This is a genomic window from Acidovorax sp. GW821-FHT10A04 (assembly GCF_059415825.1).
Map to the genome: position 1 here is coordinate 191,924 of NZ_JBWKNZ010000002.1, position 24,993 is coordinate 216,916.

Here is a 24,993-nt window from a genome sequence, read left to right on the forward strand (position 1 = left end):
CCTTACTCTATCGAACGCAAGGACGTGATGAGCGTCCATCCGTTTTAACGTTGCGAAGCCTTTCGGTCCCACGGGTTCCGACTGTTCTCCTGGAGCGCTTCTCCTCCCTCCCTCTCTTATTCGTTTCGGGACGCTTCGCAACTTTTTTATTCAGCCAGCCGGCCAGAGGGAGCCGGCCATGAAGATCGCCATCGTCGGCTCCGGCATTTCCGGCCTGGCAGTGGCGCACCGGCTGCGCGACCAGGCCGACATCACCCTCTACGAAGCCGGCAGCCATTTCGGCGGCCACACCCACACCGTGGACGTGACCCTGCCCGGCCCCTCCGGGGACGTGGCCTGCGGGGTGGACACCGGGTTCCTGGTCTTCAACGAGCGCACCTACCCGAACCTGATCCGCCTGCTGGCCGAACTGGGCGTGGAAACCGCCCCGTCGGACATGTCGTTTTCCGTCCAGGTGCCGCAAGCGCTGGGCGGCGGGCGCACGCTGGAGTGGAGCGGCACCAGCCTGTCCACCGTGTTCGCCCAGCGCGGCAACCTCTTGAACCCGCGTTTCCTGGGCATGCTCTACGACCTGCTGCGCTTCAACCGGCTGTGCACAAGCCTGGCCGAGGCCCAGGCCGATGCCGCGCTGATGCAGCCCCTGGGCGATTTCCTCAAGGAGCACCGCTTCGGCGATGCCTTCCGCGACTGGTACTTCCTGCCCATGCTGGGCTGCATCTGGAGCTGCCCGACCGACCAGATGCTGCAGTTCCCCGTGGCGACCATGGTGCGCTTTTGCCACAACCATGGACTGATCCAGGTCAGCAACCGCCCCCAGTGGTGGACGGTGGCCGGCGGCGCGCGCCACTATGTGGACAAGATCGTGGCCGGCATCGAGGACAAGCGCCTCGCCACCCCCGTGCGCCGCATCGAACGCGACGCTGCGGGCGTGCGCGTGGTGACCACCGGCAACACCGAGCGCTTCGACCAGGTGGTGCTGGCCACGCATTCGGACCAGTCGCTGGCCCTGCTGGCCCAGCCCACGCTGCAGGAGCGCGCCGTGCTGGGCGCCATCCGCTACCAGGCCAACCATGCCGTGCTGCACACCGACACCTCGGTGCTGCCCGGGCGCCGCGCCGCCTGGGCCGCCTGGAACTACGAGCGCGCACCGGACCGCGGCCGCGAGTCGGCCCGCGTGTGCCTACACTACCTGATCAACCAGCTGCAGCCCGTGCCGTTCACGCAGCCGGTCGTGGTCTCGCTCAACCCGGTGGCCGAGATCGACCCCGGCCAGGTGATCGGCCGCTACGACTACGCCCACCCGGTCTTCGACCTGGCGGCCATCCGTGCGCAAAAGGGCGTGGCGCAACTCCAGGGGCGCGAGCGCACCTGGTTCTGCGGCGCCTGGACGGGCTATGGCTTCCATGAGGACGGGCTGAAGTCCGGCCTGGCCGTGGCCGAGCAATTGCAGGCCCGCATGCCGGCGCTCCTGGCGGAGGCCGCATGACAACGGCTCCGCGCAGCGCCGAGCCGCTGCTGGGCTTTGGCCAAGTGCGCCACACGCGGTTGCGCCCCACGCGGCATGCGTTTGCCTACCCCACCTTCTTCCTCATGCTGCCGCTGCGCACGCTGGGCGCGCAGCCGGCCGGCCTGCTGGCCGTGAACCGGCCCGGCGTCATCAGCTTTCACGACACGGACCATGGCGACGGCCGCGGCCCGGCGCAGGGCGGGGCGCTCGCCTGGGTCGACGAACTGCTTCGCGCCGAGGGCATCGCGGACGCCACCGGCGAGGTCTGGCTGCACTGCTACCCGCGCGTGCTGGGCTACACCTTCAAGCCCGTGAGCTTCTGGTACTGCCACCGTCCGGACGGCAGCCTGCGCGCCATCGTGGTCGAGGTCAACAACACCTTCGGCGAGCGCCACTGCTACCTGCTGGATGCGCCGCGCTATGGCGCCGAGCTACATGCGCGCAAGGTGTTCCATGTTTCGCCCTTTTGCGACATCAGTGGCGGCTACCGCTTTCGCTTCCTGCGCACCGCGCAGGGCGGGCAGGAGCGCACCGTGGTGCGCATCGACCATGACGACGCCCTCGGCCCGCTGCTGCAGACCAGCGTGAGCGGCACGCTGGCGCCCATCACGCGCAAGACCCTGCGCCACGCCCTCTGGGGCTACCCGGCGATGACTCTGGCCCTGATCGCCCGCATCCACTGGCACGCCCTGCGGCTGTGGGCCAAGCGGGTGCGCTTTCACCGCAAGCCCGAGGCACCCGCCTCCATCGTGACCCGCTGAGCCCCGGCACGGCACCGCCCCGAAAACCCCTTGTCCATCCGGCCCGCCATGAACAGCACCACCCTCGCACCCACCCTGCCACGGGGCACCCCCGCTGCCGCCCGCACGGCCCTGCGCCTGATGCAGCGCTTGCAGCATGGCAGCCTCACGGTGCAGCTGCCCGATGGCACGCTGCAGCACTTCGGCGACCACCAGGGTGATGGGCCCGCCGCGGCCATCACACTCAAGAACTGGAATGTCTGCAAGGCGGCGCTCAAGTCCGGCGACATCGGCTTTGCCGAGAGCTACATCGCGGGCGACTGGACCACGCCCAACCTCACGGATCTGCTGCGGGTCTTCATCGCCAACCGCCAGCAGGTGGAGGGCGTGATCTACGGCTCGTGGGCCGGTCGGCTGCTGTACCGCATCAAGCACCTGCTCAACCGCAACACGCGTGCCAACAGCCAGAAGAACATCCACGCCCACTACGACCTGGGCAACGCGTTCTATACGCTGTGGCTGGACGACACGATGAACTACTCGTCGGCCTGGTTCGAGGGCGATGCCGGCGGCGACATGCGCACCGCCCAGCATGCCAAGGTGCGCCGCGCCCTGCGCATGGCGGGCGTGCAGGCGGGCGACCGGGTGCTGGAGATCGGCTGCGGCTGGGGCGCGCTGGCCGAGATGGCCACCACCGAGTTCGGTGCCTCGCTCACCGGCGTGACGCTCTCCACCGAACAGCTCGACTTCGCGCGACGCCGCATGGAAGCGAGTGGCACCGCCGACCGGGCGGACCTGCGCCTGCAGGACTACCGCGACATCGCTGACGGCCCCTACGACGCGGTCTGCTCCATCGAGATGATCGAGGCCGTGGGCCGCGGGTACTGGCCGACCTACTTCCAGGCCGTGCGGCGCCTGCTCAAGCCCGGCGGCAAGGCCTGCATCCAGAGCATCGTGATCGACGATGGCCTGTTCGAGCGCTACATCAGCTCCACCGATTTCATCCAGCAGTACATCTTTCCGGGCGGCTGCCTGCCCTGCCCGCGCGAGTTCCGCCGCGAGGCCGAGGCCGCCGGCCTGCGCGTGGTGGACGAGTTCGCTTTCGGCCAGGACTATGCCGAGACCCTCAGGCGCTGGCGCGAGCGTTTCCTGGCCCAGCGAGCGCAGATCCTGCAGCTCGGTTTCGACCAGCGCTTCCTGCACATCTGGGAGTTCTACCTGGCCTATTGCGAGGCGGCTTTTGCCATGGCCAACATCAACCTCGTGCAGTACACCCTGGTGCGCGACTGAGCCATGCCCATGAAGCATGCCACCGCACTCACCCTGTCCCTGGCCTTGCTGTGTCCCGGGGTGTCGCTGGCCCAGGCGCCAGGCGCAGAGCCGCTGGCCGGGCTGCGCCAGGCCGGCCAGGGCACACTGCGCTTTCTGGGCTTCGAAATCTACAGCGCACAGCTGTGGGTGAGCCCGGGCTTCGACGCCAGCAACTACGCCGCCCAACCGCTGGTGCTCCAGCTGGCCTACCAACGCGAATTCACGGCCGAAGCGATCGCCAGGCGCTCGATCCAGGAGATGCGCCGCGTGGGCCGCTTCACCCCCGCCCAGGCCACGCGCTGGCAACAGGCGCTGCAGGCCGCCCTGCCCGACGTGAAGGCCGGCGACCAGCTCACCGGCATCTACCAGCCCGGGGCGGGTGCCGTGTTCCAGATGGGCGGGCAGGTGGTGGGCGAGGTCAAGGACCCCGAGTTCTCGCGCCTGTTCTTCGGCATCTGGCTGTCGCCCCGCACGTCGGAGCCTGAGTTGCGCCAGGCGCTGATCGCGCCGCCTGCGGCCGCGGGAACGCCATGACCACCGGCACGGCGCTGCCCTGGCGCCAGGGGCTGGCCTATGGCCTGCTCGGGCTGCCGCTGGCCTTTGTGGCGCTGCCGCTGTACGTGCTGCTGCCCAACCACTATGCGCGCGAGTTCGGCATGCCCCTGGCCACGCTGGGCGGCGTGCTGCTGGCCGCACGGCTGTTCGACGCCGTCTCGGACCCGCTGCTCGGCCGCTGGGCCGACCGGCTGTTCGAGCGCTCGCCCCTGGCGGTTCTCTCCACGGGGGCCGTGTCCGCCGTGGTGCTGGCCGTCGGGCTCACCGCGCTGTTCTTCCCCCGGGTGCAGGGCCAGGGTGCGCTCGCCGCCTGGGCCCTGGCCTGCCTGCTGGTCAGCTACCTGGCCTACAGCCAGCTCGGCATTGCCCACCAGTCCTGGGGCGCACGCCTGGGCGGCGACGAGCTGCAACGCAGCCGCATCGTGGCCTGGCGCGAGGGCGCGGCCCTGGTGGGCGTGGTGCTCGCCTCCGTGCTGCCGGCGCTGCTGGGCCTGCCAGTGATGCTGGGCGTTTTCGCGGCCACGCTGGTGCTGGGCTGGCTGGCGTGGCTGCGCGCCCCCCGGCCCGCTGCGGTTGCGCCCCACGCCACCGACCGTGCGCAGCTGTGGCGGCCCTGGACGCGACCCGCCTTTCGCCGCCTGCTCGCGGTGTTCGTGCTCAATGGCATCGCCAGCGCCGTACCGGCCACGCTGGTGCTGTTCTTCATCCAGGACCGGCTGCAGGCCCCGCCGGGCCAGGAGCCGATGTTCCTGGCTGCGTATTTCCTCTGCGCCGCGCTCTCGATTCCGCTGTGGCTGCGGGCCGTGGCGCGCTGGGGGCTGGCCCGCACCTGGCTGGCGGGCATGCTGCTGGCCGTGGCGGTGTTCGGCTGGACGGCGGCGCTCGGCGCGGGCGACAGCGGGCCCTTTCTCTCGGTGTGCGCACTCTCGGGCGTGGCCCTGGGCACGGACCTGGCCCTGCCCGGCGCCCTGCTGGCCGGCGTGGTGGCGGCCGAAGGCGACAGCGGCCAGCACGAAGGCGCCTACTTCGGCTGGTGGAACTTTGCCACCAAGCTCAACCTGGCGCTGGCTGCGGGCCTGGTCCTGCCCCTGCTCGACACCCTGGGCTACACGCCCGGCACGCGCAGCCCCGAAGGCCTGCACACCCTGACCCTGGCCTATGCCGTGCTGCCCTGCGCACTCAAGCTCGCAGCCACCGCGGCGCTGTACCTCCTGATCCTGCGCAAACCCGCGCACCCAGCCCACCCCATCCTCCAAGGCAGACCGTGATGCAGCGACGCTTGCTTCTTCTTTCGACGGCGGCCGTGGCCGCCCCCCTGGCGCTGTCGGGCTGCGCCGGCCAGAACGTGGCCGACTATGCGGCCGAGAAGCCGGTGCTCGACCTCGCGCAGTACTTCAACGGCGTGGTCGACGCGCACGGCATGTTCCAGGACCGCAGCGGCAAGATCGTCAAGCGCTTCACCGTGGTCATGCACTGCCAGTGGACCGGCAACCAGGGCGTGCTGGACGAGGCCTTCACCTATTCGGACGGCAGCACCGAGCGGCGCATCTGGCGCCTGACGCGCGAGGCCGATGGCCGCTACACGGGCACGGCCGGCGACGTGATCGGCCAAGCCGTGGGCCAGGTGCGCGGCAACGCCTTCCGCTGGAACTACACGCTGGCATTGCCCGTGGACGGCACGGTCTACCACGTGGACCTGGACGACTGGATGTACCTCATGGACGAGCGCGTGATGCTCAACCGCGCCACCATGCGCAAGTTCGGCGTGCGGCTGGGCGAGATCACGCTGTCCTTCACCAAGCGACTGCCATGAGCCTCAACCCCCGCCTGCGCGACTGGCAGGGCCGCCGTGCCTGGCTGGTGGGCGCCTCCAGCGGCATCGGCCGGGCCACGGCATCGGCCCTGCACGCGCGCGGCGCACAGGTCATCGTCTCGGCCCGCAGCGAGGCGGCGCTCAATGCGTTCGCCGTGCAGCACCCCGGCAGCATCGCCCTGCCGCTGGACACCGCCGTGCCCGACGCCGTGAAGGCGGCCGCAGCCCAGGTGCTGGCGGGCGGTCCGCTGGACCTGGTGTGCTACTGCGCAGGCACCTACCACCACATGCGCGCCACGGAGTTCGACCTGCCCGTGATGCTGCGCCACGAGCAGGTGAACTACACCGGCGTGCTGCACCTGCTGGCCGCCGTGCTGCCGGACATGCTGGCCGCCGCGAAGTCGGGCCGCGCCGGGCATGTGAGCCTGGTCAGCAGCGTTGCCGGCTTCCGCGGGCTTCCCAAGAGCCTGGCCTACGGCCCGACCAAGGCGGCACTGATCAACCTGGCCGAGGCGCTGTACCTGGACCTGCACGGCCTGGGCATGGGCGTGAGCGTGGTCAACCCCGGCTTCGTGGCCACGCCGCTCACCGAGGGCAATGACTTTCGCATGCCAGCGCTGATCACACCCGAAGAGGCGGCCACGGCCATCCTCAAGGGCTGGGGGCAGGGCGCGTTCGACATCCATTTCCCCAAGCGCTTCACGCGCGTGATGAAAATGCTGCGCGTGCTGCCCTATGGGTGGTACTTTCCGGCGATCCGCAAGTTCACCGGACTTTGAGCACCATGCCGCCACCAGACACCATGCTATCCACCGAAGAAGCCGTCACCCGCGTCGTGGCCTTCTTCGAGACCCTGGCCCCGGCCGACGTGGCGGCGCTGGGGCACCTGTATGCGGCCGATGCGCGCTTCAAGGACCCGTTCAACGAGGTGCAGGGCCTGCCCGCCATCCGGCACATCTTCGAGCACATGTTCGTGGCGCTGGAGCAGCCGCGTTTCGTGGTCACCGGTCGCGTGGTGCAGGGGCAGCAATGCTTTCTGACCTGGGAGTTCCTGTTTGCCTTCCGCAACTTCCACAAGGGCACCACGCAGACCGTGCGCGGCGCCTCGCACCTGGTGTTCGACGGCCAGGGCCTGGTCACGCTGCACCGCGACTACTGGGACGCAGCCGAGGAACTGTACGAGAAGCTGCCCATGGTGGGTGGACTCATGCGCTGGCTCAAGAAGCGCGCCAACAGCTAGCGACCCATCAGCCGCAGGTGCCCTGGCAGGGGCACGGCACGCTGCAGTACCCCTTCGGCCAGCCACACGGCACTGTTCCAGGCCCGGCCGGCCACATAGGGCAGGGGCAGTTGCTGGTAGTCGTCGTTGAAGACTTCGAAGCTGTAGTCACCCCGGTAGCCCATGCCGTCGAGCGTGCGCACCAGCTCGACCAGCGCCTGGCTGTGCACGCCCTCGCCCGGGAAGACGCGGAAATGCCGCGCCGTGTCGATGCGCTCCTGCACCGTGCGCGTTTCCTGCCACATGAAGTCCGACAGCTGCACTAGGTAGATGCGCTCCGGGTCGACGCCTTCCAGCGCCTCGAGCGGCGTGCTGGTGGCGAACTGGTGGTAGGAGTCGATGGCCAGGCCCAGGTTGGGGCAGTCGGCCCGCTGCACCGCGGCCCAGGCCTGGTGCACCTCGTTGATGTGCCGGCCCCAGGACAGGCCCTCGAACGCGATGCGGATGCCGTGCGGCAGTGCCAGCATGGCCAGCTTGCGCAGGTCGCGGGCGATGGCATCGGGGTCGTTGGTGGCGTGCAGCGAAGTGGAGCTGCAGGCCAGCAGCACGCGGGTGCCCAGCGCCCGTGCCATGAGGATCATCTGCTGGGCAATGCCCACCTTGTAGCTGTGCAGGTGACCCGAGAGCCCCTCGAAGTCGCGCAGCACCTGGAAACCCGTGACACGCAGGCCGCTGCTGCGCACCGCCTGCACGGCGGCATCGATGCCCTCTGGGTGGCCGACGAGGTCGCGCGCGGCCAGCATGATCTGGCCGAAGCCGGCGGCCTTCACGGCGGCGAGCTTGGCCTCCAGCGGACCGGCGAGGCTGATGGTGTCCATGCCGAAATCGGCGACGTTGCGTTGCATGGCCTGGGCGCGCATGGTGGTGAATTCCTTCAACGGGGATCGAGTACCAGCTCGAAGCTGGCACCGCCGGCCTCGGCGCGTGTCAGCGCTCCGCGCACCTCGCTGTGCACGCCCGTGGGCGATTCGACGAAGTCCACCCCTTGCGCGCGCAGGGCCGCCACCGTCGCCAGCACGTCGCCGGTGCCGAAGGCCACGCGCTGCAGCAGCTCGCCCGGGTCGGCATCGAGCGCGTCGATCAACGGCTCGATGAGCTGCCAGTACAGCGTGCCGCAGGGGCTGGCGAGGATGCGCCCCTGCGTCAGCACGCCGAAGTTCTGCTCGGGCGGCAGCTCGGCAAAGCCGAACAGCTCGCCATAGAAGGCGGTCCAGTCGGCCAGCCGGTCCAGGCCGATGTACTGCACCAGGCCGAACAGGTGCAGGCCATGCTGCGCAGGCGGGCGCGGGTCCACCGTGGGGATGGGTACGAAGTCCACGTCGTAGATCGAGAACTCGCGGTGCCGGTCCACGAAGTAGATGCGGCTCGTGCCCACGCCGTGGATGGCCGGGATGTTGAGCTCCATGACCTCGACCTCGGTGTGCACGGCCCAGGCGCCGAGCTCCAGCACGCGGCGGTAGGCGGCCGCGGCATTGCCCACCCGGAAGGCGATGGCGGACAGCACCGGCGCATCGCCGGGGGCGGGGAGTTTGGCGCCGGCGCCCTCGCCCTGGTGGGCGTTGACGATGATGTTCATGCCGCCCTGGCGGTACAGCAGCACCTCGCGCGAACGGTGGCGCGCCACGGGCTTGAATCCCATGCGCTCCAGCGCCTGGCCCAACGCCTGGGGGCGTGCCGTGGCGTACTCGATGAACTCCACGCCCTGCAGGCCCAGGGGGTTGGGCAGGGTGCCCAGGGATTCACGGTCGGCCGTCATCGGTGTGCTCATGGAATGCGCTCCAGAAGAAGGAAGATCAGCGGGCTGCCACGAGCCGGCGGAAGTGGGCGTCCATGCGTGCCGCGTCAGGCACCACGCCCGTGAACAGTTCGAAGGCGCCCACGGCCTGGCCCACGGCCATGCCGCCGCCGTCCGAGACCGGGCAGCCCAGCGCGCGCGCGGCACGCACCAGGGCGGTTTCGAGCGGAAAGTACACCACCTCCGAGACCCACAGCGCCGGGCGCAGCAGGCCCACGTCCAGGGGCAGGCCGGGCAGCTTGTCCATGCCTGTGGGCGTGGCATGGATCAGCCCCGTGGCCTGCGCCATGGCGGTGGCGATATCGCTGGACTGGGCCCGCGCACCATAGAGCGCATTCACATCCGCTGCGAGCTGGGCGGCCCGCTCGGGCTGCGCGTCGACGATGGAGAGGCGCTGCGCCCCCAGCCGCAACACGGCATGCGCAATCGCGGCGCCGGCACCGCCCGCGCCCAGCAGCACCACATGCGACAGGTCGGCCTGCGGCAGGGCGCGCTGGAAGCCCCAGGCCCAGCCGGAGCCGTCGGTGTTGTGCCCCACCAGCCGGCCGCCCTGCACCACCACGGTGTTCACGGCGCCCATGGCCCGGGCCTCCTCGGACAGGTCGTCGAGGTGCGGGATCACCGCCTGCTTGCAGGGATAGGTCACGTTGCAGCCCGCATAGCCCATGATGCGTGCGGCCGACAGCAGGGTCGGCAGTTGCTCGGGCGACGAGGCGGAGCGGTCCAGGTCGATCAGCTGGTAGTGCAGGCGCATGCCGTGGTGCCGCGCTTCCTCTTCGTGCAGCGCGGGCGACAGCGATTGTTGGATGCCTGCACCGATCAGCCCGATCAGTACCTTGCGGGGGCTTGTGGAAGACATGGTGGGCGGGGAATCGAGAAGCAGCGGGGAGTCCATGGGAATACAGGCCGTCCCGCATGGCCCGGGCGGAAAGCGCCAGGGCCATGCGGGTTGCGGGATCACTTGCCGCCGCGCAGCTTGGCCAGCGTGGCGTAGACCTCTTGCACCGTGTCGGCACCGACCTTGTCGCTGTGCTTTTCGACCACGGGCTTGACCTTGGCGCGCAGTTTGTCGACCTCGGCGGGCGAGAATTCGGTGACCTGCATGCCGGCCTTCTTGAGTTCCTCCAGCGCCACGTCGGCCTGCGAGCGCGAGACACTGCGCTGGAAGGTGGTGGCTTCGGCCATGGCCTCGGTCACGGCCTTCTGGTCGGCCGGGTTCAGGCTGTCCCAGAACTTCTTGGAGACGATGACGGCCTGGGGGTTGTACATGTGGCGCGTGACCGTGAGGTGCTTTTGCACTTCGGCAAATTTCGACGAGAGGATGGTCGAGAACGGGTTCTCCTGGCCGTCCACCGCCTTTTGCTCCATGGCGGTATAAAGCTCGGGGAAGGGCATGGGCACGGCGTTGGCGCCCAGGGCGTTGAACATGTCGATGTAGATCGGCGACTGGATCACGCGGATCTTGAGCCCCGCGATGTCCTCGGCCTTGGTGATCGGCTTCTTGCTGTTGGTCAGGTTGCGAAAGCCCAGCTCCCAGTAACCCAGGCCCACGAGGTTCTTGGCCTGCAGCTTGTCGAGCAGCTTCTTGCCGAAGGGGCCATCGGTCACGGCATCGGCCTCCTGCGGCGAGGCGAACAGGAAGGGGAAGTCGTAGATGCCGAACTCCTTGGCCTGGGCCGACAGGATGCCGGCGTTGAGCACCGTCATCTCCACCGTGCCGCCCTGCAGTGCCGAGACGGTCTGCAGGTCACCGCCCAGCGTGCCGCCCGGGAAGAGCTTGACCGCAATGCGGCCATTGGTCTTGGCCGCCACGAGGTCGGCGAACTTCTGCGCGCCCTGGGCCTGGGGGTGCTCCTTCTGGTTCTGGAAGGCGAACTTGATGGTGCGCTCCTGCGCGTGGGCGCCAGGCAGCAGCGATGCGGCGACCAGGGCCGTGGCAAGCAGGGTCTTCAAGAGTTTCATGGATGTCTCCTTGGTTTTAGGACGGGCAGAAAAAGGGGGTGCGGCAGCAACGGGCGGGCGGATCAGCCACCGAGCCAGCGCAGCGGTACGGTGACGAGCGCGGGGAACATCACCAGCAGGAACATCACCGCGAACTGCGCCAGCATGAAGGGCATGACGCCGCGCGTGACCTGGCCCATGGAGATGCGCCCGACACCTGCCACCACGTTGAGCACGGTGCCCACGGGCGGGGTGATGAGGCCGATGGAGTTGTTGATGATGAACAGCACGCCGAAGTAGACGGGGTCGATGCCGGCGGCCTTGACCACCGGCATCAGCACCGGCGTCATGATCAGGATGGTGGGCGTCATGTCCATGGCGGTGCCGATCACCATCACCAGCACCATGATGGCCACCAACAGCAGGGTGGGGTTGCCCATGAAGGGCTCGAGCATGCCGATCACCTTGCTCGGCAGGTCGGCCACCGTGATGAGCCAGGCCGACACCATGGCGGCGGCCACCAGGAACATGATCACGGCGCTGGTGCGCGCTGCGGCCTGGAAAATGCCGGCCAGCTCGCGCCAGCTGAGCTCGCGGTAGACCACCATGGAGATGAGCAGGGCGTACACCGCGGCCACCACGGCGGCCTCGGTGGGCGTGAACACGCCCATGCGCAGGCCCACCAGGATGATGACCGGCAGGCCCAGGGCCCAGCCCGCCTCGCGCAGTGCGGTGCCCAGCTCGGCCCGCGTGGCGCGCGGTGGCGGCGTGACCTTTTCGGTGCGGCCCAGCCACCACCAGGTCGCGGCCATGGCGACCGCCAGCAGCAGCCCCGGGAAGATGCCCGCCAGGAACAGCTTGCTGATGGAGACGTTGGCCGCCACCCCGAAGATCACGAAGCCGATGGACGGCGGGATGATGGGCCCGATGACGCCGGCCGAGGCGATGAGGCCGGCCGAGCGCTCCTTGGCGTGGCCCGCAGCCACCATCATGGGCAGCAGCAGCGAGGTCAGCGCGGCGGCATCGGCCACGGCCGAGCCAGAGACCGCGGAGAGGATCACCGCGGCCATGATGACCACGTAGCCCAGCCCGCCGGGGATGTGGCCGACCAGCGCCAGCGCCAGCTTGACGATGCGCTTGGACAGGCCGCCCACGTTCATGATCTCGCCGGCCAGCATGAAGAAGGGAACGGCCAGCAGGGGGAAGCTGTCGGCCCCGTTGATCACGTTCTGCGCCAGGATCTGCGCGTCGAACAGGTCGAGGTGCCACATCAGCGCAACGCCGCTGATCAAGAGCGCATAGGCGATGGGAATGCCGATGGCCATGGCCAGCAGCAGGGAACCGATGAAGATCGCGACGGTCATGGTGTGTTTCTCGGGAAGAGGCGCTCAGGAGTGCTTCGCAGGGCCATCGCCGTCCGCTTTGTCGGAAGGGGGTTGGAGGCCGGGGTTGCTGCGCTCGAAGGCGGCCATCTCCTCGCTCTCCTGCACCATGATCAGTTCATGCTCGGCCAGCGGCACGAGCAAGGTGCGCAGCAGGTCGCGCAGCAGGATCACGATGGCCGAGGCGCCCATGAGCACGCCGCTGGCGTAGAAGATGCCGACCGAGGCGCCCGTCACCGGTGCCTCGGTCTCCCAATTGATCAGCACCTGCGCCCAGCTGCCGGCCAGCAGCAGCCACGAGACGTAGAGCATGGCCAGCTGCGCGATCACCAGGCAGGTCTTTTTGCCCACGACGGGCAGGCGCGAGACGAAGGCATCCATGCCCAGGTGGCCGTGCTCGCGCAGCGCCACCACGGCGCCCATGAAGGTCAACCAGACGAAGAGCCAGCGCGAGAGCTCCTCGGACACGGTGATGCCCGAGTTGAAGGTATAGCGCAACACCACGTTGCCGAACACCAGCACAACCATGATGGCCAGGCAGATGCCCGAGAGCACGTCCAGCACACGGGTGTATCCCCGCAGCACGCGATCGGCCAGTGCAAACATGGTGTGTCTCCGTCTTCGTTCGTTGTGGATGAATTTTGTACGAACTGGTTAGTATTTAATCTAGGTGCAAACCCTGTACCCCGACTCCGCAGAGAGAACTCCCGGGTCGATCAACCAATGTCTAAAGGAAGGGCACGCCCTCCACAGGCCAGTGACCGCCGCGCAAGGGCCGCCCCGCCGCGCTGGCGGTGTCCCCCTTCCCGAATGGCGCAGCCATTCGAGAGAAGGGGGAAGGCGCGAAGCGACTCAGGGGGATGTACCTGCTACGGCCGCAGGAAGCGCACGATCATCTCGACGATGGATGCGCGGCGCTCGGCCATGGCGGCGGGCGCATCGAGCGTGCGCTTGAAGATGGCGCCGAAGGTGTGGCGGTTGGAGACGTTGAAGAAGCACAGCGCCGAGATCGACATGTGCAGATCGACCGGGTCCACGTCGGGGCGAAAGACCCCGGCGGCCACGCCGCGCTGGTAGACCTTGTGCACCGCATGGATGACCGGGATGTTGAGCTCCTGGATGGTCGTGGAGCGGCTGATGTACTCGCCCCGGTGCATGTTCTCGTTCATCACCAGGCGGATGAAGTCGGGGTTGGCCAGCTGGTAATCGAAGGTGAAGCCGACCAGGGTGCGCAGGGCCTGCTCGGGCGCCAGGTCTTCCAGGTGCAGGTCCGATTCGATCTGCCGGATGCGGCGGTAGGCTTCTTCGAGCACCCGCACGTACAAGCCTTCCTTGCTACCAAAATAGTAGTAGATCATGCGCTTGCTGGTGCTGGTGAGCGCCGCGATCTCGTCGATGCGCGCGCCGGCCAGGCCCTTGTCCGCGAACTCGGCCGTGGCCACCTGCAAGATGTTGGCCATGGTGCGGTCGGGGTCGTTCACGCGCACGCGCTCGGCACCGGGCGTGGCCGCGGCCTCGCGCGCAGCGCGCTGCCGCGCCGGGCGGCTGTCACCGGCGGAAGGCGGGGTGTTTTGAACCGTTTCGTCCATATGCGCCAAGCATACGGCAAGGGCCGGCCCTGCCAGTGCGATCAGGCGGGCTTGGTGTCCGCGAAGCTCGGGCGCAGCATGAGCTTGTCCAGCAGCTTGCCCAGGTTGGGGTATTCGCTGCGCCAGGCGATCTCGGGAAAGCGGAACTCGAGCCAGCCCAGGGCACAGCCCACGGCGATGTCCGACAGGCTCAGGTGGATGCCGCTGCAGTAGGGCTTGTCGCCCAGGCCCTGGCTCATGGACTTGAGGCTGTCGTTGACCTTGCGCATCTGGCGGTCGATCCAGGCCTGGCTGCGCTCGCCGTCCTTGCGGTGGGCCCAGGTGGCTTCCAGGCGTGCCAGGATGGCGGCGTCCACCACCCCATCGGCCAGGGCTTCCCAGGTCTTGACCTCGGCGCGCTCGCGGCCCTGGCTGGGGATGAGCTTGCCCACAGGCGACAGCGTGTCCAGGTACTCGACGATCACGCGCGAGTCGAAGACGGCTTCGCCGCCTTCCATCACCAGGCAGGGCACCTTGCCCAGCGGATTGGAGGTGGCAATCGTCGTGTCGTCGGCCCAGACGTTTTCCTGCACAAACTGGTAGTCGAGCTTCTTCTCGGCCATGACGACGCGCACCTTGCGTACATAAGGGCTGGCGGAGGCTCCGATCAATTTCATGGCGAGATTTCTTCCAGTGCGCGGGATGCGTGACAACGGTACGGGTACGCGACCGATTCTATCGGCTGGCGCCCGGGGGACCGGCCCGGCATGCCCCCGCAAATGGGTGACAACGGTCCGAGCGGCGCCCGCACACGGGCCAACGGCCGGCGTGTGTGCACATTTGGTGCGGATTTGCAACACTTGCATCCAGCCCGTCGAGGCAGGCCGATGTCACCGGCCGGACGGCCCTCCAATGGCCCGGATCGGGGTTTTCCCGCGCGTGGCGCCTACAATCCGGGTCCATGAGCCTGTCCACCATCACCGCCCTGTCGCCGCTCGACGGCCGCTATTCCAACAAACTCGCAGCGCTGCGCCCGATCATGAGCGAGCACGGCTACATGCACCGGCGCGTGCAGGTGGAAGTGGCGTGGTTCATCGCGCTGTCGGACGCAGGCTTTGCCGAATTCAAGCCGCTGACCACGGGCGCGCGCGCCTACCTGCTGGGCCTGGTGAAGAACTTCTCGGAGGCCGATTCGGCCGCCATCAAGGACATCGAGAAGACCACCAACCACGACGTGAAGGCCGTGGAGTACTGGATCAAGAGCAAGTTCGAGGCGCGCCCCGAGCTGGAGAAGGCCGCCGAGTTCGTGCACTTTGCCTGCACCAGCGAAGACATCAACAACACCAGCCACGCACTGCAGCTGCGTTCGGGCCGCGACCAGGTCGTGCTGCCGGGCCTGGACCGCGTGGTGCTCAAGCTGCGCGAGATGGCGCATGCCTATGCCGACGTGCCCATGCTCAGCCGCACGCACGGCCAGACCGCGAGCCCCACCACGGTGGGCAAGGAAATGGCCAACGTGGTGGTGCGCCTGCAGGCCGCCTGCGACCGCATCGCGGCGGTGAAGATCCTGGGCAAGATGAACGGCGCCGTGGGCAACTACAACGCCCACATGTCGGCCTGGCCCGACTTCGACTGGGAAACCTTCAGCAAGAAGGTCATCGAGACGCCCGAGCCCCTGGGCCTGGGCCTGACCTTCCAGCCCTACAGCATCCAGATCGAGCCGCACGACTACATGGCCGAGCTGTTCGATGCCGTGGCGCGTGCCAACACCATCCTCGTCGACCTGTCGCGCGACATCTGGGGCTATGTGAGCCTGGGCTATTTCAAGCAGCGCCTGAAGGCCGGCGAGATCGGCTCCAGCACCATGCCGCACAAGGTCAACCCCATCGACTTCGAGAATGCCGAAGGCAATCTGGGCCTGGCCAATGCGCTGCTGCGCCATCTGTCGGAGAAGCTGCCGATCAGCCGCTGGCAGCGGGACCTGACCGACAGCACGGTGCTGCGCAACATGGGCGTGGCCCTGGGCTATGCAGCACTGGCCTATGCCTCGCTGCTGACCGGCCTGAACAAGCTCGAACTCAACGAAGAAGCCCTGGCCGAGGACCTGGATGCCGCCTGGGAAGTGCTGGCCGAGCCCATCCAGACGGTGATGCGCCGCTTTGGCGTGCAGGGCGCCTACGAGAAGCTCAAGGAAGTCACGCGTGGCAAGACGGTGACGGCCGAGGCGCTGCACGGTCTGATCCGTTCGCTGGAGATCCCGCAGGAGGAAAAGGACCGGCTGCTGGCCATGACACCGGGCAGCTACACCGGCAAGGCCGCCGCATTGGCCCGCCGGGCATAGTCGCTTTTTCTGCCGAGCCCCGCCCGGGCCCGCTGTGCTGCGTGCACGGCCCCGGGCCCGCTGTGCTGCGTGCACGGCCCCAGGCCCGGCACGCTCGCGACCCCAATCACCTGCGCTCTGTGGCGCATGGTGATTTCCTTTTTTCACGGCCTCTGTTGCCTGCACCCAGGCAAAGGCAGCGGTCAATTGTTGTTCAGTGAGACCGCATGGCCATCAAATCCACCATCTTCAAGGCGCATCTGCAGATCGCCGACATCGACCACGGCTACTACGCGGACCACGCGCTGACGCTGGCACGGCACCCGAGCGAGACCGATGAGCGCATGATGGTGCGCCTGGCGGCGCTGGCCATCCATGCGCACGACCTCAACGACGTCTGCAACGGCGACGGCACGCTGGCCTTTGGCGCGGGACTGTCGGACCCGGACGATCCGGACGCCTCGCTGACCGACTTCACGGGCAGGAAGCGCGTCTGGATCGAGGTCGGCCAGCCCGAGGACAAGCCGCTGACCAAGGCCTGCAGCAAGGCCGACAGCGTGGTCGTGTACTGCTTCAACCACGCGGCCGAGATCTGGTGGAAGGGCATCGAGACCAAGCTCTCGCGCCTGGAGAAGCTGCAGGTCTGGCGCATCCCGACCGAGGCCTCGCAGGCCCTGGCGGCCCTGGCCGAGCGCAGCATGCAGCTGCAGGCCACGGTGCAGGAGAACGCACTCACCCTGAGCAGCAACCTGGGCAGCGTGGTCGTGGAGCCGGTGCGCTGGAAGTAAGCCTCCAGCGCAGCTGAAAAACTGCAGGCACCGCTGCTGCCCGACGGCCGTGATGGGTCCGGTCAATCCAGCGGCATGAGGGCCCCGCAGTGCCAGCACTGCTCGAAGCCCCCCTCCACCGTTTCACCGCAACGGCACACCCAATGGCGCTGCGGAATGTTCTGCAAATCGTCGAGCAGGGTGCGCGCGCGGCTGGCGTGCTCGTCGTATTCGAGCCAGATCTCGGGCAGGCACTGGTCAGGCGGCAGGTGGCCCGCTGCAGCGCCCAGGTACTGCCGCTGCACCGAGGCGGTCATGCCGGCCTCGCACAGGATGTCGGCCCAGAGCGTGGCAATCGCGATGTTGGGGGCCTGGGTCAGTCGCAGCATGGCCCCACCATACCGGTTTGGGCGCGCGGCGTACAGTGGCCCCGGCGGCCTGGACCTCAGGCTTGTGCCACCGGCACCTGCAGTGGTCCGGCGGATGGTCCTTCTGCGGCCCGCTCGGCATAGCGGTTGAAGCGCCATGCCGAATGCTCGAGCGTGATGCGGCGCCACACGCTGCGCTTCTCGGCAGGGGTGTAGGCGAGCCAGTGCTGCACTTCGTCGAAACTGCGACCGCAGCCCTTGCACTGGTCGTCGCCCTGGCTGGTGGAGCAGATGGCGATGCACGGGGTGTCGGGCGTGGTCTCGTACCAGCCCTGCCAGGCCGCCAGCGCCTCCTCGGGGAAATCCGCTTCATCGATCTCGTCCGCGTGCCGGTAGACCATCAGCGCATACACCTTGGCCAGGGCGCGGGTGGCAGGCGCCAGGGTGAAGCCATCGGGCGAGGGCAAGCGCTGGCGCCAGTGGTTGATGGCGGCCTCGATGTCAGTGATGTGGATGCGGGAAGAGGGCATGGCGAAAAAATGGCCCCCGCCAGCTTCTGCCCGGCGGGGGCCCGGAGGATAACCGGCATTGCCCGACATGCGGGCAAGGGGGTTACTCAGTTGTTGCCCAGCGCGATGCCTTCACGGCGCGGATCGGCGCCCCCGGCGTAAGTACCCGCTGCGGGGTTGCGCGAGAGCAGGCCGGCGCTGCCGTTGGCGCGCACGCCGTTGAACGTCACGCCGTGCAGGCCGCTGGCGAAGGTGTCGGTCTGCGCCACGGTATGGCCGCGCGCCCTGAGGCCGTCGCGGATGGCGGCCGTGTCGATGACCGAGCCCTTCTCGATCGAGGTGGTGGCACTGGTCTGCGCGCCGAAGTTGGGCAGGTTGATGGCCTGCTGCACGTTCAACCCCCAGTCGGTCATGCCCAGGATGCTCTTGGCGGTGTACTGGATGATGGCGCTGCCGCCGGGCGAGCCGATGGCCCCTTCGAAGTCGCCGGTGGCGGCGTTGAAGATGATGGTCGGCGCCATGGAGCTGCGTGGCCGCTTGCCGGGCTGCACGCTGTTGGCGATGGCCTTGCCGGCCGCGTCGGTGGCGGTGAACGAGAAGTCGGTGAGCTGGTTGTTCAAGAGGAAGCCGCGCACCATCTGCAGGCTGCCAAAGCCGTTCTCGATGGTGGTGGTCATCGACACGGCGTTGCCCGAGGCATCGACGATGGACAGGTGGGTGGTCGAGGGCAGGTTCAGCGAGCTATCGGCCCCGCGTGCGGCGACCACGCCGGGTGGCGTGCCGGCCACCGGCGTGCCAATGCTGCGCTGCATGTCGATCAGGCGCGCACGGCCCTTGAGGTAGTCGGCATTGACCAGGCCGGCCTGGGGCACGGCCACGAAGTCGGGGTCGGCCACATACAGGGCGCGGTCAGCATAGGCCAGGCGGTAGGCCTCGGAGACCACGTGCACGGAGTCGAGCGTATTGGGCTTCATCGCCGCGAGGTCGAAGCTTTCGAGCATGCCCAGGGTCTGCAGCACGGCGATGCCGCCCGAGCTCGGCGCCGGCATGCCGCAGACACGGTACTTGGTGCGGTACACGCCGCACACGGGCTCGCGCACCTTGGCGGTGTAGTTGTTCAGGTCGGCCAGCGCGAGCTTGCCGGGATTGGTGGGGTGGCCCGTGACCTTGGCCACGATGTCGGCCGCGATGGCCCCCTTGTAGAACGCATCCGCGCCGCCAGCGGCAATGGTGCGCAGCGTCGCAGCCAGTTCGGGGTTCTTGAGCAGGGTGCCGGTGGGCTTGGCCGTGCCGTCGGCCCGCAGGAAGTAGCTGGCCCCGGGCTCGCCCTGGGCCTTGATGCGCGCGGCCGAGCCGGCGATGGAGACGCTCATGCGCTCGGAGATCGCAAAGCCGTCTTCGCTGAGCTTGATGGCGGGATCGAACAGGTCCTTCCAGGGCAGTTTGCCGTGCGCCTTGTGTGCGGCTTCGAGCATGCGCAAGACACCGGGTGTGCCGACCGACAGGCCACCGTCCACGGCAGTCAGGAAAGCCAGCGGGTTGCCGTCGGCGCCGATGAACAGGTTGGGCGTGGCGGCCAGGGGCGCGGTCTCGCGGCCGTCATAGGCCAGCAGCCGGTTGGCCCCTTTGTCGAAATGCAGCATGAAGGCACCGCCGCCAATGCCCGAGGATTGCGGCTCCACCAGGTTGAGCACCAGCTGCACGGCAATGGCCGCGTCGATGGCACTGCCGCCCTTGGCCAGGATGGCCGTGCCGGTCTGCACGGCCAGCGGGTTGGCCGCGGCGACCATGTCCTTGTTGGCATAGGCGATGGTCTTGGGCGTGTAGCCCGAGGGCGGCTCGGGCGGTACGTACTGCTCCACGGGCTCGGCGACGGGGGTGTCGTCACTGCCTCCGCAGGCAGCAAGCAGTGCAGCCACGGCAGTGGCACTGAGCAGGGCGAGTTGCCAGCGGCGCCCGGTGGTGGAAATGGTCATGGGGTACAGGTCCTCGATCCAGTGAAGAGCAGGAGGGGAATGCGGCCTGCGGGCAAGGCGCAGGTGCATGGCGAAACACATGATAGTCACGGTTTTGTCACACCGCAAAGGCAAAAAACGGCATGTTGAAATGCACCGCTGCATGTGCTCGTTATCCCTTGGATAGGCGCTCTGCGCGCTCCGCGGGGCTTGCGTTCATGGCCGGGCGATGGTCCAATTGCGGCTTCGAAGGGGAGTAGCTCCCGCCACGCATGTACAGCGCGCCCTGCAGGGGCACTGCCCACGCATGGCATCGGCCTGTCGTCAGTACGAAGCATCGCTTCCGGCAGTCCGGGTCCAGCGCGCAAACAGGGCGCTGGATCGAGCAAGACCTTTGATGGGCCCTTCTGTGGGCTGATCAAGGCTGCCTTCCCGATTTTCGAACCACCCGCGCAACGCGGGCGAGCCCTTGATCCTCCGACCGCAGGCCCTCTATCCCCCAGGTGGACTTGGCGCTACATTGGCGCTAAGCCCTCCTTTTGCCCACTGATATTGAGGAATTTATGGACTTTTTGGCTTCGCCCGAATTCTGGCTCGCGCTGGGACAGATCATCATCATCGACATCCTGCTGGGTGGCGACAATGCGGTGGTCATTGCCCTGGCCTGCCGCAAGCTGCCCCCCGCCCAGCGTACCAAGGGCATCATCTGGGGCACGGCCGGCGCCATCGTTCTGCGCGTGATCCTGATCGCCTTTGCGATGACCTTGCTGGCGCTGCCCTTCCTCAAGTTCGTGGGCGCGGTCCTGCTGGTGTGGATCGGCGTCAAGCTGCTGGCCCCCGATGAGGACGGCCATGGCGAAGTGGCAGGCAGCGACAAGCTGCTGGCCGCCATCAAGACCATCATCGTGGCCGACCTGGTGATGAGCGTGGACAACGTGATCGCCATCGCTGGCGCCGCACAGAACGCGGGCGAGCACCAGTTCCTGCTGGTGGTGCTGGGTCTTCTGATCTCGATCCCGATCATCGTCTGGGGCAGCCAGCTGGTCATCAAGCTGATGGAGCGCTTCCCGTTCATCATCACGCTGGGTGGCATGCTGCTGGGCTGGATCGCCGGCGGCATGCTGGTGACCGACCCGGTGTTCTCCAATCCTGACAAGTGGCAGTGGATGCTCAAGATCCCGCAGACCGACGTGATCCGCTATGGTGCGAGCGTGGCAGGTGCCCTGCTGGTGCTGGCGCTGGGCAAGATGATCCTGGCACGCCGCGCCCCCGCGACCCCCGTGGAACACGGTTGAGCGATTTTCAATGACCCCGTGGGCTGACCGCGGGGCGCTCGCCGAGCGCCCCGTTGGCAGCCACTGACAAGGGAGCTACCCAAATGGACAAAGTCATCGTGTACGTGGACGACGCAGCCCATGCGCAGCAGATCCTCGCGCCCCTGTTTGCGCGTGGTTCGGCAGGCAATACGCACTGGGTGCTGGTGGCGTGCGCGCCACGCATGACCCATCGCATCAGCAAGTGGGTGAGCCACAGCGCGCGTGAGAACTGGCGCGCCAAGTGGGCCGACAAGCTGTTCGCCCAGGTGGTTCCCAGCCTCAGGGTCCACCCCGACCAGGTCACCACGGTGCTGGCCAAGGGCCCGCTGCCGGAATTGACGGACAAGCTGCAGGCCGACATGGGCAGCACCAAGGCCCAGGTGGTGGATGCGCGCCGACCCAAGCTGGATGTGGCAGCCCCCGATACCGGCGCCACGGTGCCGGCCGGCGGGCGCTGGTCGCTGCCAGGCACGCTGAGCAGCCTGTTTGCCAGCGTGGGCTTGCTGATGGTGCTGGGCACCGAGTAAATACACCGCTTGCAAGGCACGGGGGCCGGCCCGCCGGTGCCCCGCCTTTTGCCACAGGCCAATGCTATCCTGTGGCCATGATCCGACTTCTTCTGAAATGGCTGCTCAGCGCTGCATCGCTGCTGTTCGTGGCCTATGTCTACAGCGGTGTGGTGGTGCAGAGCTTTCCGTCGGCGCTGATCGCGGCCTTCGTGATCGGCCTGTTCAATGTGGTCCTGCGTCCCATCCTCGTGGTGCTGACATTGCCCGTGACCATCGTGACGGTCGGGCTGTTCCTTTTTGTCATCAACGCGCTCATGTTCTGGGCGGCCGCCAGCGTGCTCGACGGCTTCCAGGTGACGGGCTTTGCCGCCGCGCTGATCGGCTCGCTGATCTATTCGGTGCTGGGCGTGGTGATCGAATCAGCGCTCGGCGGTCTGTTCACGAAGAAGTGACTCCACGGCCTTGAGCCGGGTGTCGATGATGGACGCCTCGAAGTGGTCCGCCGATGCCCCGCTGCGCCGGGCCAGGTCCTGCCCGGCCTTGAAACGGTCCACCGCCGCGGCATAGTCGTAGCGCGTGGCGTGGGCTTCGGCCTCGGCGCGAACAGCGCGCAGCGGCTGGCCGTTGGCCTGCCACACCGTGGCCAGCAATTGCCATACGGTGGCATCCCGCGGGTGGTTGGCGATCCAGGTCTGCAGCGCACCGACCACCTCGCCCGAGCGCCCGGCCTTGAGCAGCGCGCGGGTGCGCAGCAGCAACTCCGGCCGGTGGTCACTGGCCCCGGCGGGCAGCGCGGCCAGCGCCGCGTCGGCCTCGCCGGCGGCGAATTCGATTTCTGCCTTGAGCAGCTGCGCCAGCCGCTGGGCCGGCATGTCGCCACGCACCTGCGCCTCCAGCAGCGCCCAGGTCGTGCGCGCCGCCTTGGCATCACGCAACTGGCTGCTGCCCAGGGCCGACGCATAGAGGATGGCGGCCTTGCGCGACCCGCTCTGGCTGGCAAAGCCGGTACTGCCCGGCTCGGCGATCCACTGGCGCAAGGTGTCCACCCCCGGGTTGGAGAGCACCCGCGCCCGCGCGGAGGCCATGGCATGTTCCTGCGTGGAGGCAGGGCCGGGCTGCTGTGCCTTGCCGGGCGGCAGCCGCGACTGCATGTCGGCCATGCGCTGGGTGGTCAGCGGGTGGCTGCGCAGGTAGGGCCAGCTGCCGTTGTCGTTGATGCGGTTGGCCTGCTGCAGCTTGTCGAACATGCTGACAAAACCCTGCGGTGCGAAGCCTGCGGGCTCCATGAGGCCATAGCCGATGCGGTCGGCCTCGCGCTCCATGTCGCGAGAAAAGTTGAGCTGGTTCTGCATGGCCAGCGCCTGGCCGCCCACGACCATGGCCTGCGCCGCACCCGGGTTCTTGCTCGCCGCCAGGGCCCCGAGGATCATGGCGCCCAGCAGCAGGGGCGTCTGCTTGCTCTGCTGCGCGATCAGCCGCGAGATATGGCGCTGGGTGACGTGGCTGAGCTCGTGCGCCAGCACCGATGCCAGCTCGTCGCGCGAAGTCACCACGCCGATGAGCCCCAGGTGCACGCCCAGGTAGCCGCCCGGCAGAGCAAAGGCATTCACCGTGCGGTCACGCCCGAGCAGGATCTCCCAGGCAAAGCGCTCGTCCAGCTCCGGCGAGAGCTCCCCGCGCTTGCGCGCGGCGTCCATGAGCGGCAGCCACAGACCCTGGACGTACTCGGAGAGCACGGCATCGTCGATGTAATCGGGGTCGCGGTACAGCTCGCGGATGATGCGGTCGCCCAGGCGCCGCTCGCCGCTGGTGGTCAGCTCGCTGCCGTCGCCCAGGGTGGGCAGCTGCGCATGCGCCAGGCGCACAGGAAGAAGAACCAGAACGGCCGCGCTGGCCAGGGCGAGCACCAGCGGTGCCAGCACCGCGCGCGTGTGCCTCCAGTGGTTGATGTCGGGGAGAGCCGCCCTGCTTGGGATTTTCCGCATGGACCGTATGATGCCCTGACACTCCAGTGTTTCCCCGGCGATTCAACTGGTTACCAAGAAATTGCCAGCCCCCCCCCGCCATAGCCGCCCCAGCAACCAGCTTCCCATGTCCAAGCCCGACCCCACCACCCCGCCAACCCTTACCCATTTCGACGCCCAGGGCCAGGCCCACATGGTGGACGTGGGCGCCAAACCCGCGACCCACCGCGTCGCCATCGCCACCGGCCGCATCGAGATGCAGCCAGCCACGCTGGCCATCATCGAGGCCGGCACCGCGAAGAAAGGCGACGTGCTGGGCATCGCACGGATTGCCGGCATCCAGGCCGCGAAGAAGACGAGTGATCTGATTCCACTGTGCCATCCACTGGCGCTGACAAGGGTGGCGGTGGAGTTTGAAGTGGCTGGCGTCCAGCACCCGGGGGCGACGGGGATAACCTGCACGGCCACGGTGGAAACCGTGGGGCCGACAGGCGTCGAGATGGAAGCGCTGACGGCGGTGCAGGTTGCCTTGCTGACCATTTACGACATGTGCAAGGCGGTGGACCGGGGGATGGTGGTGGAGGGGGTCCGGGTGGTGGGAAAGCAGGGGGGAAAGTCAGGAAGCTGGCCGTAGAAAGCACTGCAGAATCAACCGACCCTCATGTATCGAACGCCGCGTCTCCAAAAAGGATAGCTTGCGACGGACACCACAAGCCGTGAAATGAATCCTTTTTCAGCGGCAGTCGGGCGGAGCAAATTTGGCGGGCAACGATCCCAAAGTACCCACCATGGCACGAGCCGTTGAGATGGCACTGCTTTCGGATTGGCAACTCCAGTCGATCGCGCCCGTCACGTTGGCGGCATAGGAAGAACCCAGAGCCGTGGCAGCAGCCGCGCTTCGTATCCAAGGAGTCAGCACCAGGGTACGCCCATTGATCGGGCCGGCAGTGCCATTGAAGGTAATCGTGATTTCCCCATCCGTGGAAGCCCCTGGTGCCGCAGTCGCCAGCACGCTAGTGACATACTTGCTTGTCGCGCCCTTGTTGTTGGCTTGGGAGTTCCAGGTCGCAATGGCACTTGCCAGGTCGGGCGAAGCGGCAGCTCCGGCGCTGATTTCGTGCTTGGCAGTGTCAGCAATCGACAATCCCTCAGTCACCCGTGCCCGGGTCGTGAAAACCTGATAGGCCGGCAATGCAACTGCAGCCAATATGCCGATGATCGCCACCACGATCATGAGTTCTATCAGGGTAAAGCCCTTTGAACGCCGGTGTTTTATCATTTGCGTGCCTCGTAACATGCTGATGCACAAGCAAATAGCATTCCCGCCTTACATCGGCCTCGATCCCACTGCCATCATCACGATCAGCAATGGCATTCATTGCTTCTGCAGGCGG

General features: G+C 67.6%; 27 protein-coding genes. 14 read left to right on the forward strand and 13 right to left on the reverse strand.

The features are described from left to right. The first annotated feature begins 178 nt into the window (after positions 1 to 178). From AC07PF_RS05290 to AC07PF_RS05325, 8 genes are read left to right on the forward strand one after another with little or no spacing between them, the layout of a single operon-like run. A complete protein-coding gene (locus AC07PF_RS05290; RefSeq protein ID WP_494611099.1) occupies positions 179 to 1,486 on the forward strand; it encodes an NAD(P)/FAD-dependent oxidoreductase in 1,308 nt (435 codons plus the stop codon). Then, positions 1,483 to 2,268, forward strand: a complete 786-nt coding sequence (locus AC07PF_RS05295) for a DUF1365 domain-containing protein (protein ID WP_494611100.1) — start codon at positions 1,483 to 1,485, stop codon at positions 2,266 to 2,268. The genes AC07PF_RS05290 and AC07PF_RS05295 overlap by 4 nt, the downstream gene beginning before the upstream one ends. Before the next feature lie 48 nt (positions 2,269 to 2,316). Continuing rightward, positions 2,317 to 3,537 (forward strand): SAM-dependent methyltransferase, encoded by a 1,221-nt coding sequence (locus AC07PF_RS05300; RefSeq protein WP_007861489.1) that lies wholly within the window; start codon positions 2,317 to 2,319, stop codon positions 3,535 to 3,537. A 9-nt stretch (positions 3,538 to 3,546) separates the two neighbouring features. Further along, positions 3,547 to 4,092 (forward strand): chalcone isomerase family protein, encoded by a 546-nt coding sequence (locus tag AC07PF_RS05305; RefSeq protein WP_494611101.1) that lies wholly within the window; start codon positions 3,547 to 3,549, stop codon positions 4,090 to 4,092. Continuing rightward, positions 4,089 to 5,381 carry an MFS transporter gene (locus tag AC07PF_RS05310; protein WP_494611102.1) on the forward strand — a complete coding sequence of 431 codons (1,293 nt, stop codon included), beginning with the start codon at positions 4,089 to 4,091 and terminating at the stop codon, positions 5,379 to 5,381. The genes AC07PF_RS05305 and AC07PF_RS05310 overlap by 4 nt, the downstream gene beginning before the upstream one ends. Continuing rightward, the gene (locus AC07PF_RS05315; protein ID WP_007861492.1) at positions 5,381 to 5,926 is read left to right on the forward strand and encodes a DUF3833 domain-containing protein; all 546 of its coding nucleotides are present in this window, start codon (positions 5,381 to 5,383) and stop codon (positions 5,924 to 5,926) included. Before AC07PF_RS05310 ends, AC07PF_RS05315 begins: the two co-directional genes overlap by 1 nt. Next, entirely contained in the window at positions 5,923 to 6,705 is a 783-nt protein-coding gene (locus AC07PF_RS05320) for an SDR family NAD(P)-dependent oxidoreductase (protein WP_007861493.1), read from the forward strand. The genes AC07PF_RS05315 and AC07PF_RS05320 overlap by 4 nt, the downstream gene beginning before the upstream one ends. A gap of 23 nt (positions 6,706 to 6,728) precedes the next feature. Continuing rightward, positions 6,729 to 7,166, forward strand: a complete 438-nt coding sequence (locus AC07PF_RS05325) for a nuclear transport factor 2 family protein (protein WP_007861494.1) — start codon at positions 6,729 to 6,731, stop codon at positions 7,164 to 7,166. Here the strand turns inward: AC07PF_RS05325 and AC07PF_RS05330 are convergent. From AC07PF_RS05330 to AC07PF_RS05365, 8 genes are all read right to left on the reverse strand, one after another. Beyond that, complete coding sequence (locus AC07PF_RS05330) at positions 7,163 to 8,065, reverse strand: sugar phosphate isomerase/epimerase family protein (protein WP_007861495.1); 903 nt, start codon at positions 8,063 to 8,065, stop codon at positions 7,163 to 7,165. The two genes, AC07PF_RS05325 and AC07PF_RS05330, sit on opposite strands and share 4 nt — an antisense overlap. Before the next feature lie 14 nt (positions 8,066 to 8,079). Continuing rightward, the gene (locus AC07PF_RS05335) at positions 8,080 to 8,973 is read right to left on the reverse strand and encodes a 4-hydroxyphenylpyruvate dioxygenase (protein WP_007861496.1); all 894 of its coding nucleotides are present in this window, start codon (positions 8,971 to 8,973) and stop codon (positions 8,080 to 8,082) included. Positions 8,974 to 8,998: 25 nt separating this feature from the next. After that, positions 8,999 to 9,859 carry a shikimate dehydrogenase gene (locus AC07PF_RS05340; RefSeq protein ID WP_494611103.1) on the reverse strand — a complete coding sequence of 287 codons (861 nt, stop codon included), beginning with the start codon at positions 9,857 to 9,859 and terminating at the stop codon, positions 8,999 to 9,001. 98 nt (positions 9,860 to 9,957) lie between these two features. After that, entirely contained in the window at positions 9,958 to 10,962 is a 1,005-nt protein-coding gene (locus AC07PF_RS05345) for a TRAP transporter substrate-binding protein (protein ID WP_145693946.1), read from the reverse strand. Positions 10,963 to 11,024: 62 nt separating this feature from the next. After that, positions 11,025 to 12,305 (reverse strand): TRAP transporter large permease, encoded by a 1,281-nt coding sequence (locus AC07PF_RS05350; protein WP_494611104.1) that lies wholly within the window; start codon positions 12,303 to 12,305, stop codon positions 11,025 to 11,027. Between the two features lie 24 nt (positions 12,306 to 12,329). Beyond that, positions 12,330 to 12,929 carry a TRAP transporter small permease gene (locus tag AC07PF_RS05355; protein ID WP_494611105.1) on the reverse strand — a complete coding sequence of 200 codons (600 nt, stop codon included), beginning with the start codon at positions 12,927 to 12,929 and terminating at the stop codon, positions 12,330 to 12,332. Between the two features lie 263 nt (positions 12,930 to 13,192). Continuing rightward, a complete protein-coding gene (locus AC07PF_RS05360) occupies positions 13,193 to 13,912 on the reverse strand; it encodes a TetR/AcrR family transcriptional regulator (protein WP_007860766.1) in 720 nt (239 codons plus the stop codon). A 41-nt stretch (positions 13,913 to 13,953) separates the two neighbouring features. After that, positions 13,954 to 14,568 carry a glutathione S-transferase N-terminal domain-containing protein gene (locus AC07PF_RS05365; protein ID WP_007860763.1) on the reverse strand — a complete coding sequence of 205 codons (615 nt, stop codon included), beginning with the start codon at positions 14,566 to 14,568 and terminating at the stop codon, positions 13,954 to 13,956. Positions 14,569 to 14,852: 284 nt separating this feature from the next. Between AC07PF_RS05365 and purB the strand changes: the two genes are divergently transcribed. After that, positions 14,853 to 16,232: an adenylosuccinate lyase gene (gene purB / locus AC07PF_RS05370; RefSeq protein ID WP_007860762.1), complete on the forward strand. Its 1,380-nt coding sequence runs from the start codon at positions 14,853 to 14,855 to the stop codon at positions 16,230 to 16,232. 206 nt (positions 16,233 to 16,438) lie between these two features. Next, complete coding sequence (locus tag AC07PF_RS05375; RefSeq protein ID WP_007860759.1) at positions 16,439 to 16,999, forward strand: YaeQ family protein; 561 nt, start codon at positions 16,439 to 16,441, stop codon at positions 16,997 to 16,999. 62 nt (positions 17,000 to 17,061) lie between these two features. Here the strand turns inward: AC07PF_RS05375 and AC07PF_RS05380 are convergent, their stop codons facing one another. The 3 genes from AC07PF_RS05380 to ggt form a co-directional block, all read right to left on the reverse strand. Continuing rightward, positions 17,062 to 17,367 carry a hypothetical protein gene (locus AC07PF_RS05380; RefSeq protein ID WP_007860757.1) on the reverse strand — a complete coding sequence of 102 codons (306 nt, stop codon included), beginning with the start codon at positions 17,365 to 17,367 and terminating at the stop codon, positions 17,062 to 17,064. A 56-nt stretch (positions 17,368 to 17,423) separates the two neighbouring features. After that, entirely contained in the window at positions 17,424 to 17,876 is a 453-nt protein-coding gene (locus AC07PF_RS05385; protein WP_145693955.1) for a DUF3717 domain-containing protein, read from the reverse strand. Between the two features lie 86 nt (positions 17,877 to 17,962). Further along, positions 17,963 to 19,831, reverse strand: coding sequence for a gamma-glutamyltransferase (ggt, locus tag AC07PF_RS05390; protein WP_494611106.1), 1,869 nt, complete (start codon positions 19,829 to 19,831; stop codon positions 17,963 to 17,965). Positions 19,832 to 20,373: 542 nt separating this feature from the next. Here ggt and AC07PF_RS05395 point away from each other — a divergent pair. The 3 genes from AC07PF_RS05395 to AC07PF_RS05405 all read left to right on the forward strand — a co-directional run bounded on the left by AC07PF_RS05395 (position 20,374) and on the right by AC07PF_RS05405 (position 22,087). Continuing rightward, a complete protein-coding gene (locus tag AC07PF_RS05395; RefSeq protein ID WP_007860745.1) occupies positions 20,374 to 21,105 on the forward strand; it encodes a TerC family protein in 732 nt (243 codons plus the stop codon). 83 nt (positions 21,106 to 21,188) lie between these two features. Continuing rightward, complete coding sequence (locus AC07PF_RS05400) at positions 21,189 to 21,653, forward strand: hypothetical protein (protein ID WP_007860744.1); 465 nt, start codon at positions 21,189 to 21,191, stop codon at positions 21,651 to 21,653. A gap of 80 nt (positions 21,654 to 21,733) precedes the next feature. Further along, positions 21,734 to 22,087, forward strand: a complete 354-nt coding sequence (locus tag AC07PF_RS05405) for a phage holin family protein (protein WP_035206311.1) — start codon at positions 21,734 to 21,736, stop codon at positions 22,085 to 22,087. Here AC07PF_RS05405 and AC07PF_RS05410 read toward each other — a convergent pair. Beyond that, complete coding sequence (locus tag AC07PF_RS05410; protein ID WP_494611107.1) at positions 22,055 to 23,620, reverse strand: M48 family metalloprotease; 1,566 nt, start codon at positions 23,618 to 23,620, stop codon at positions 22,055 to 22,057. The two genes, AC07PF_RS05405 and AC07PF_RS05410, sit on opposite strands and share 33 nt — an antisense overlap. 106 nt (positions 23,621 to 23,726) lie before the next feature. Between AC07PF_RS05410 and moaC the strand changes: the two genes are divergently transcribed. Then, positions 23,727 to 24,233, forward strand: coding sequence for a cyclic pyranopterin monophosphate synthase MoaC (moaC, locus tag AC07PF_RS05415; protein ID WP_494611108.1), 507 nt, complete (start codon positions 23,727 to 23,729; stop codon positions 24,231 to 24,233). 99 nt (positions 24,234 to 24,332) lie between these two features. Here the strand turns inward: moaC and AC07PF_RS05420 are convergent, their stop codons facing one another. Continuing rightward, complete coding sequence (locus AC07PF_RS05420; RefSeq protein WP_494611109.1) at positions 24,333 to 24,896, reverse strand: pilin; 564 nt, start codon at positions 24,894 to 24,896, stop codon at positions 24,333 to 24,335. Positions 24,897 to 24,993 lie beyond the last annotated feature (97 nt).

What these genes read in the sequence shown, in the direction of transcription:
- AC07PF_RS05290 (WP_494611099.1), top strand. Translation starts at nt 179, where the DNA reads ATGAAGATCGCCATCGTCGGCTCCGGCATTTCCGGCCTGGCAGTGGCG.
- AC07PF_RS05295 (WP_494611100.1), top strand. Translation starts at nt 1,483, where the DNA reads ATGACAACGGCTCCGCGCAGCGCCGAGCCGCTGCTGGGCTTTGGCCAA.
- AC07PF_RS05300 (WP_007861489.1), top strand. Translation starts at nt 2,317, where the DNA reads ATGAACAGCACCACCCTCGCACCCACCCTGCCACGGGGCACCCCCGCT.
- AC07PF_RS05305 (WP_494611101.1), top strand. Translation starts at nt 3,547, where the DNA reads ATGAAGCATGCCACCGCACTCACCCTGTCCCTGGCCTTGCTGTGTCCC.
- AC07PF_RS05310 (WP_494611102.1), top strand. Translation starts at nt 4,089, where the DNA reads ATGACCACCGGCACGGCGCTGCCCTGGCGCCAGGGGCTGGCCTATGGC.
- AC07PF_RS05315 (WP_007861492.1), top strand. Translation starts at nt 5,381, where the DNA reads ATGCAGCGACGCTTGCTTCTTCTTTCGACGGCGGCCGTGGCCGCCCCC.
- AC07PF_RS05320 (WP_007861493.1), top strand. Translation starts at nt 5,923, where the DNA reads ATGAGCCTCAACCCCCGCCTGCGCGACTGGCAGGGCCGCCGTGCCTGG.
- AC07PF_RS05325 (WP_007861494.1), top strand. Translation starts at nt 6,729, where the DNA reads ATGCTATCCACCGAAGAAGCCGTCACCCGCGTCGTGGCCTTCTTCGAG.
- AC07PF_RS05330 (WP_007861495.1), bottom strand. Translation starts at nt 8,065, where the DNA reads ATGCGCGCCCAGGCCATGCAACGCAACGTCGCCGATTTCGGCATGGAC.
- AC07PF_RS05335 (WP_007861496.1), bottom strand. Translation starts at nt 8,973, where the DNA reads ATGAGCACACCGATGACGGCCGACCGTGAATCCCTGGGCACCCTGCCC.
- AC07PF_RS05340 (WP_494611103.1), bottom strand. Translation starts at nt 9,859, where the DNA reads ATGTCTTCCACAAGCCCCCGCAAGGTACTGATCGGGCTGATCGGTGCA.
- AC07PF_RS05345 (WP_145693946.1), bottom strand. Translation starts at nt 10,962, where the DNA reads ATGAAACTCTTGAAGACCCTGCTTGCCACGGCCCTGGTCGCCGCATCG.
- AC07PF_RS05350 (WP_494611104.1), bottom strand. Translation starts at nt 12,305, where the DNA reads ATGACCGTCGCGATCTTCATCGGTTCCCTGCTGCTGGCCATGGCCATC.
- AC07PF_RS05355 (WP_494611105.1), bottom strand. Translation starts at nt 12,929, where the DNA reads ATGTTTGCACTGGCCGATCGCGTGCTGCGGGGATACACCCGTGTGCTG.
- AC07PF_RS05360 (WP_007860766.1), bottom strand. Translation starts at nt 13,912, where the DNA reads ATGGACGAAACGGTTCAAAACACCCCGCCTTCCGCCGGTGACAGCCGC.
- AC07PF_RS05365 (WP_007860763.1), bottom strand. Translation starts at nt 14,568, where the DNA reads ATGAAATTGATCGGAGCCTCCGCCAGCCCTTATGTACGCAAGGTGCGC.
- purB (WP_007860762.1), top strand. Translation starts at nt 14,853, where the DNA reads ATGAGCCTGTCCACCATCACCGCCCTGTCGCCGCTCGACGGCCGCTAT.
- AC07PF_RS05375 (WP_007860759.1), top strand. Translation starts at nt 16,439, where the DNA reads ATGGCCATCAAATCCACCATCTTCAAGGCGCATCTGCAGATCGCCGAC.
- AC07PF_RS05380 (WP_007860757.1), bottom strand. Translation starts at nt 17,367, where the DNA reads ATGCTGCGACTGACCCAGGCCCCCAACATCGCGATTGCCACGCTCTGG.
- AC07PF_RS05385 (WP_145693955.1), bottom strand. Translation starts at nt 17,876, where the DNA reads ATGCCCTCTTCCCGCATCCACATCACTGACATCGAGGCCGCCATCAAC.
- ggt (WP_494611106.1), bottom strand. Translation starts at nt 19,831, where the DNA reads ATGACCATTTCCACCACCGGGCGCCGCTGGCAACTCGCCCTGCTCAGT.
- AC07PF_RS05395 (WP_007860745.1), top strand. Translation starts at nt 20,374, where the DNA reads ATGGACTTTTTGGCTTCGCCCGAATTCTGGCTCGCGCTGGGACAGATC.
- AC07PF_RS05400 (WP_007860744.1), top strand. Translation starts at nt 21,189, where the DNA reads ATGGACAAAGTCATCGTGTACGTGGACGACGCAGCCCATGCGCAGCAG.
- AC07PF_RS05410 (WP_494611107.1), bottom strand. Translation starts at nt 23,620, where the DNA reads ATGCGGAAAATCCCAAGCAGGGCGGCTCTCCCCGACATCAACCACTGG.
- moaC (WP_494611108.1), top strand. Translation starts at nt 23,727, where the DNA reads ATGTCCAAGCCCGACCCCACCACCCCGCCAACCCTTACCCATTTCGAC.
- AC07PF_RS05420 (WP_494611109.1), bottom strand. Translation starts at nt 24,896, where the DNA reads ATGTTACGAGGCACGCAAATGATAAAACACCGGCGTTCAAAGGGCTTT.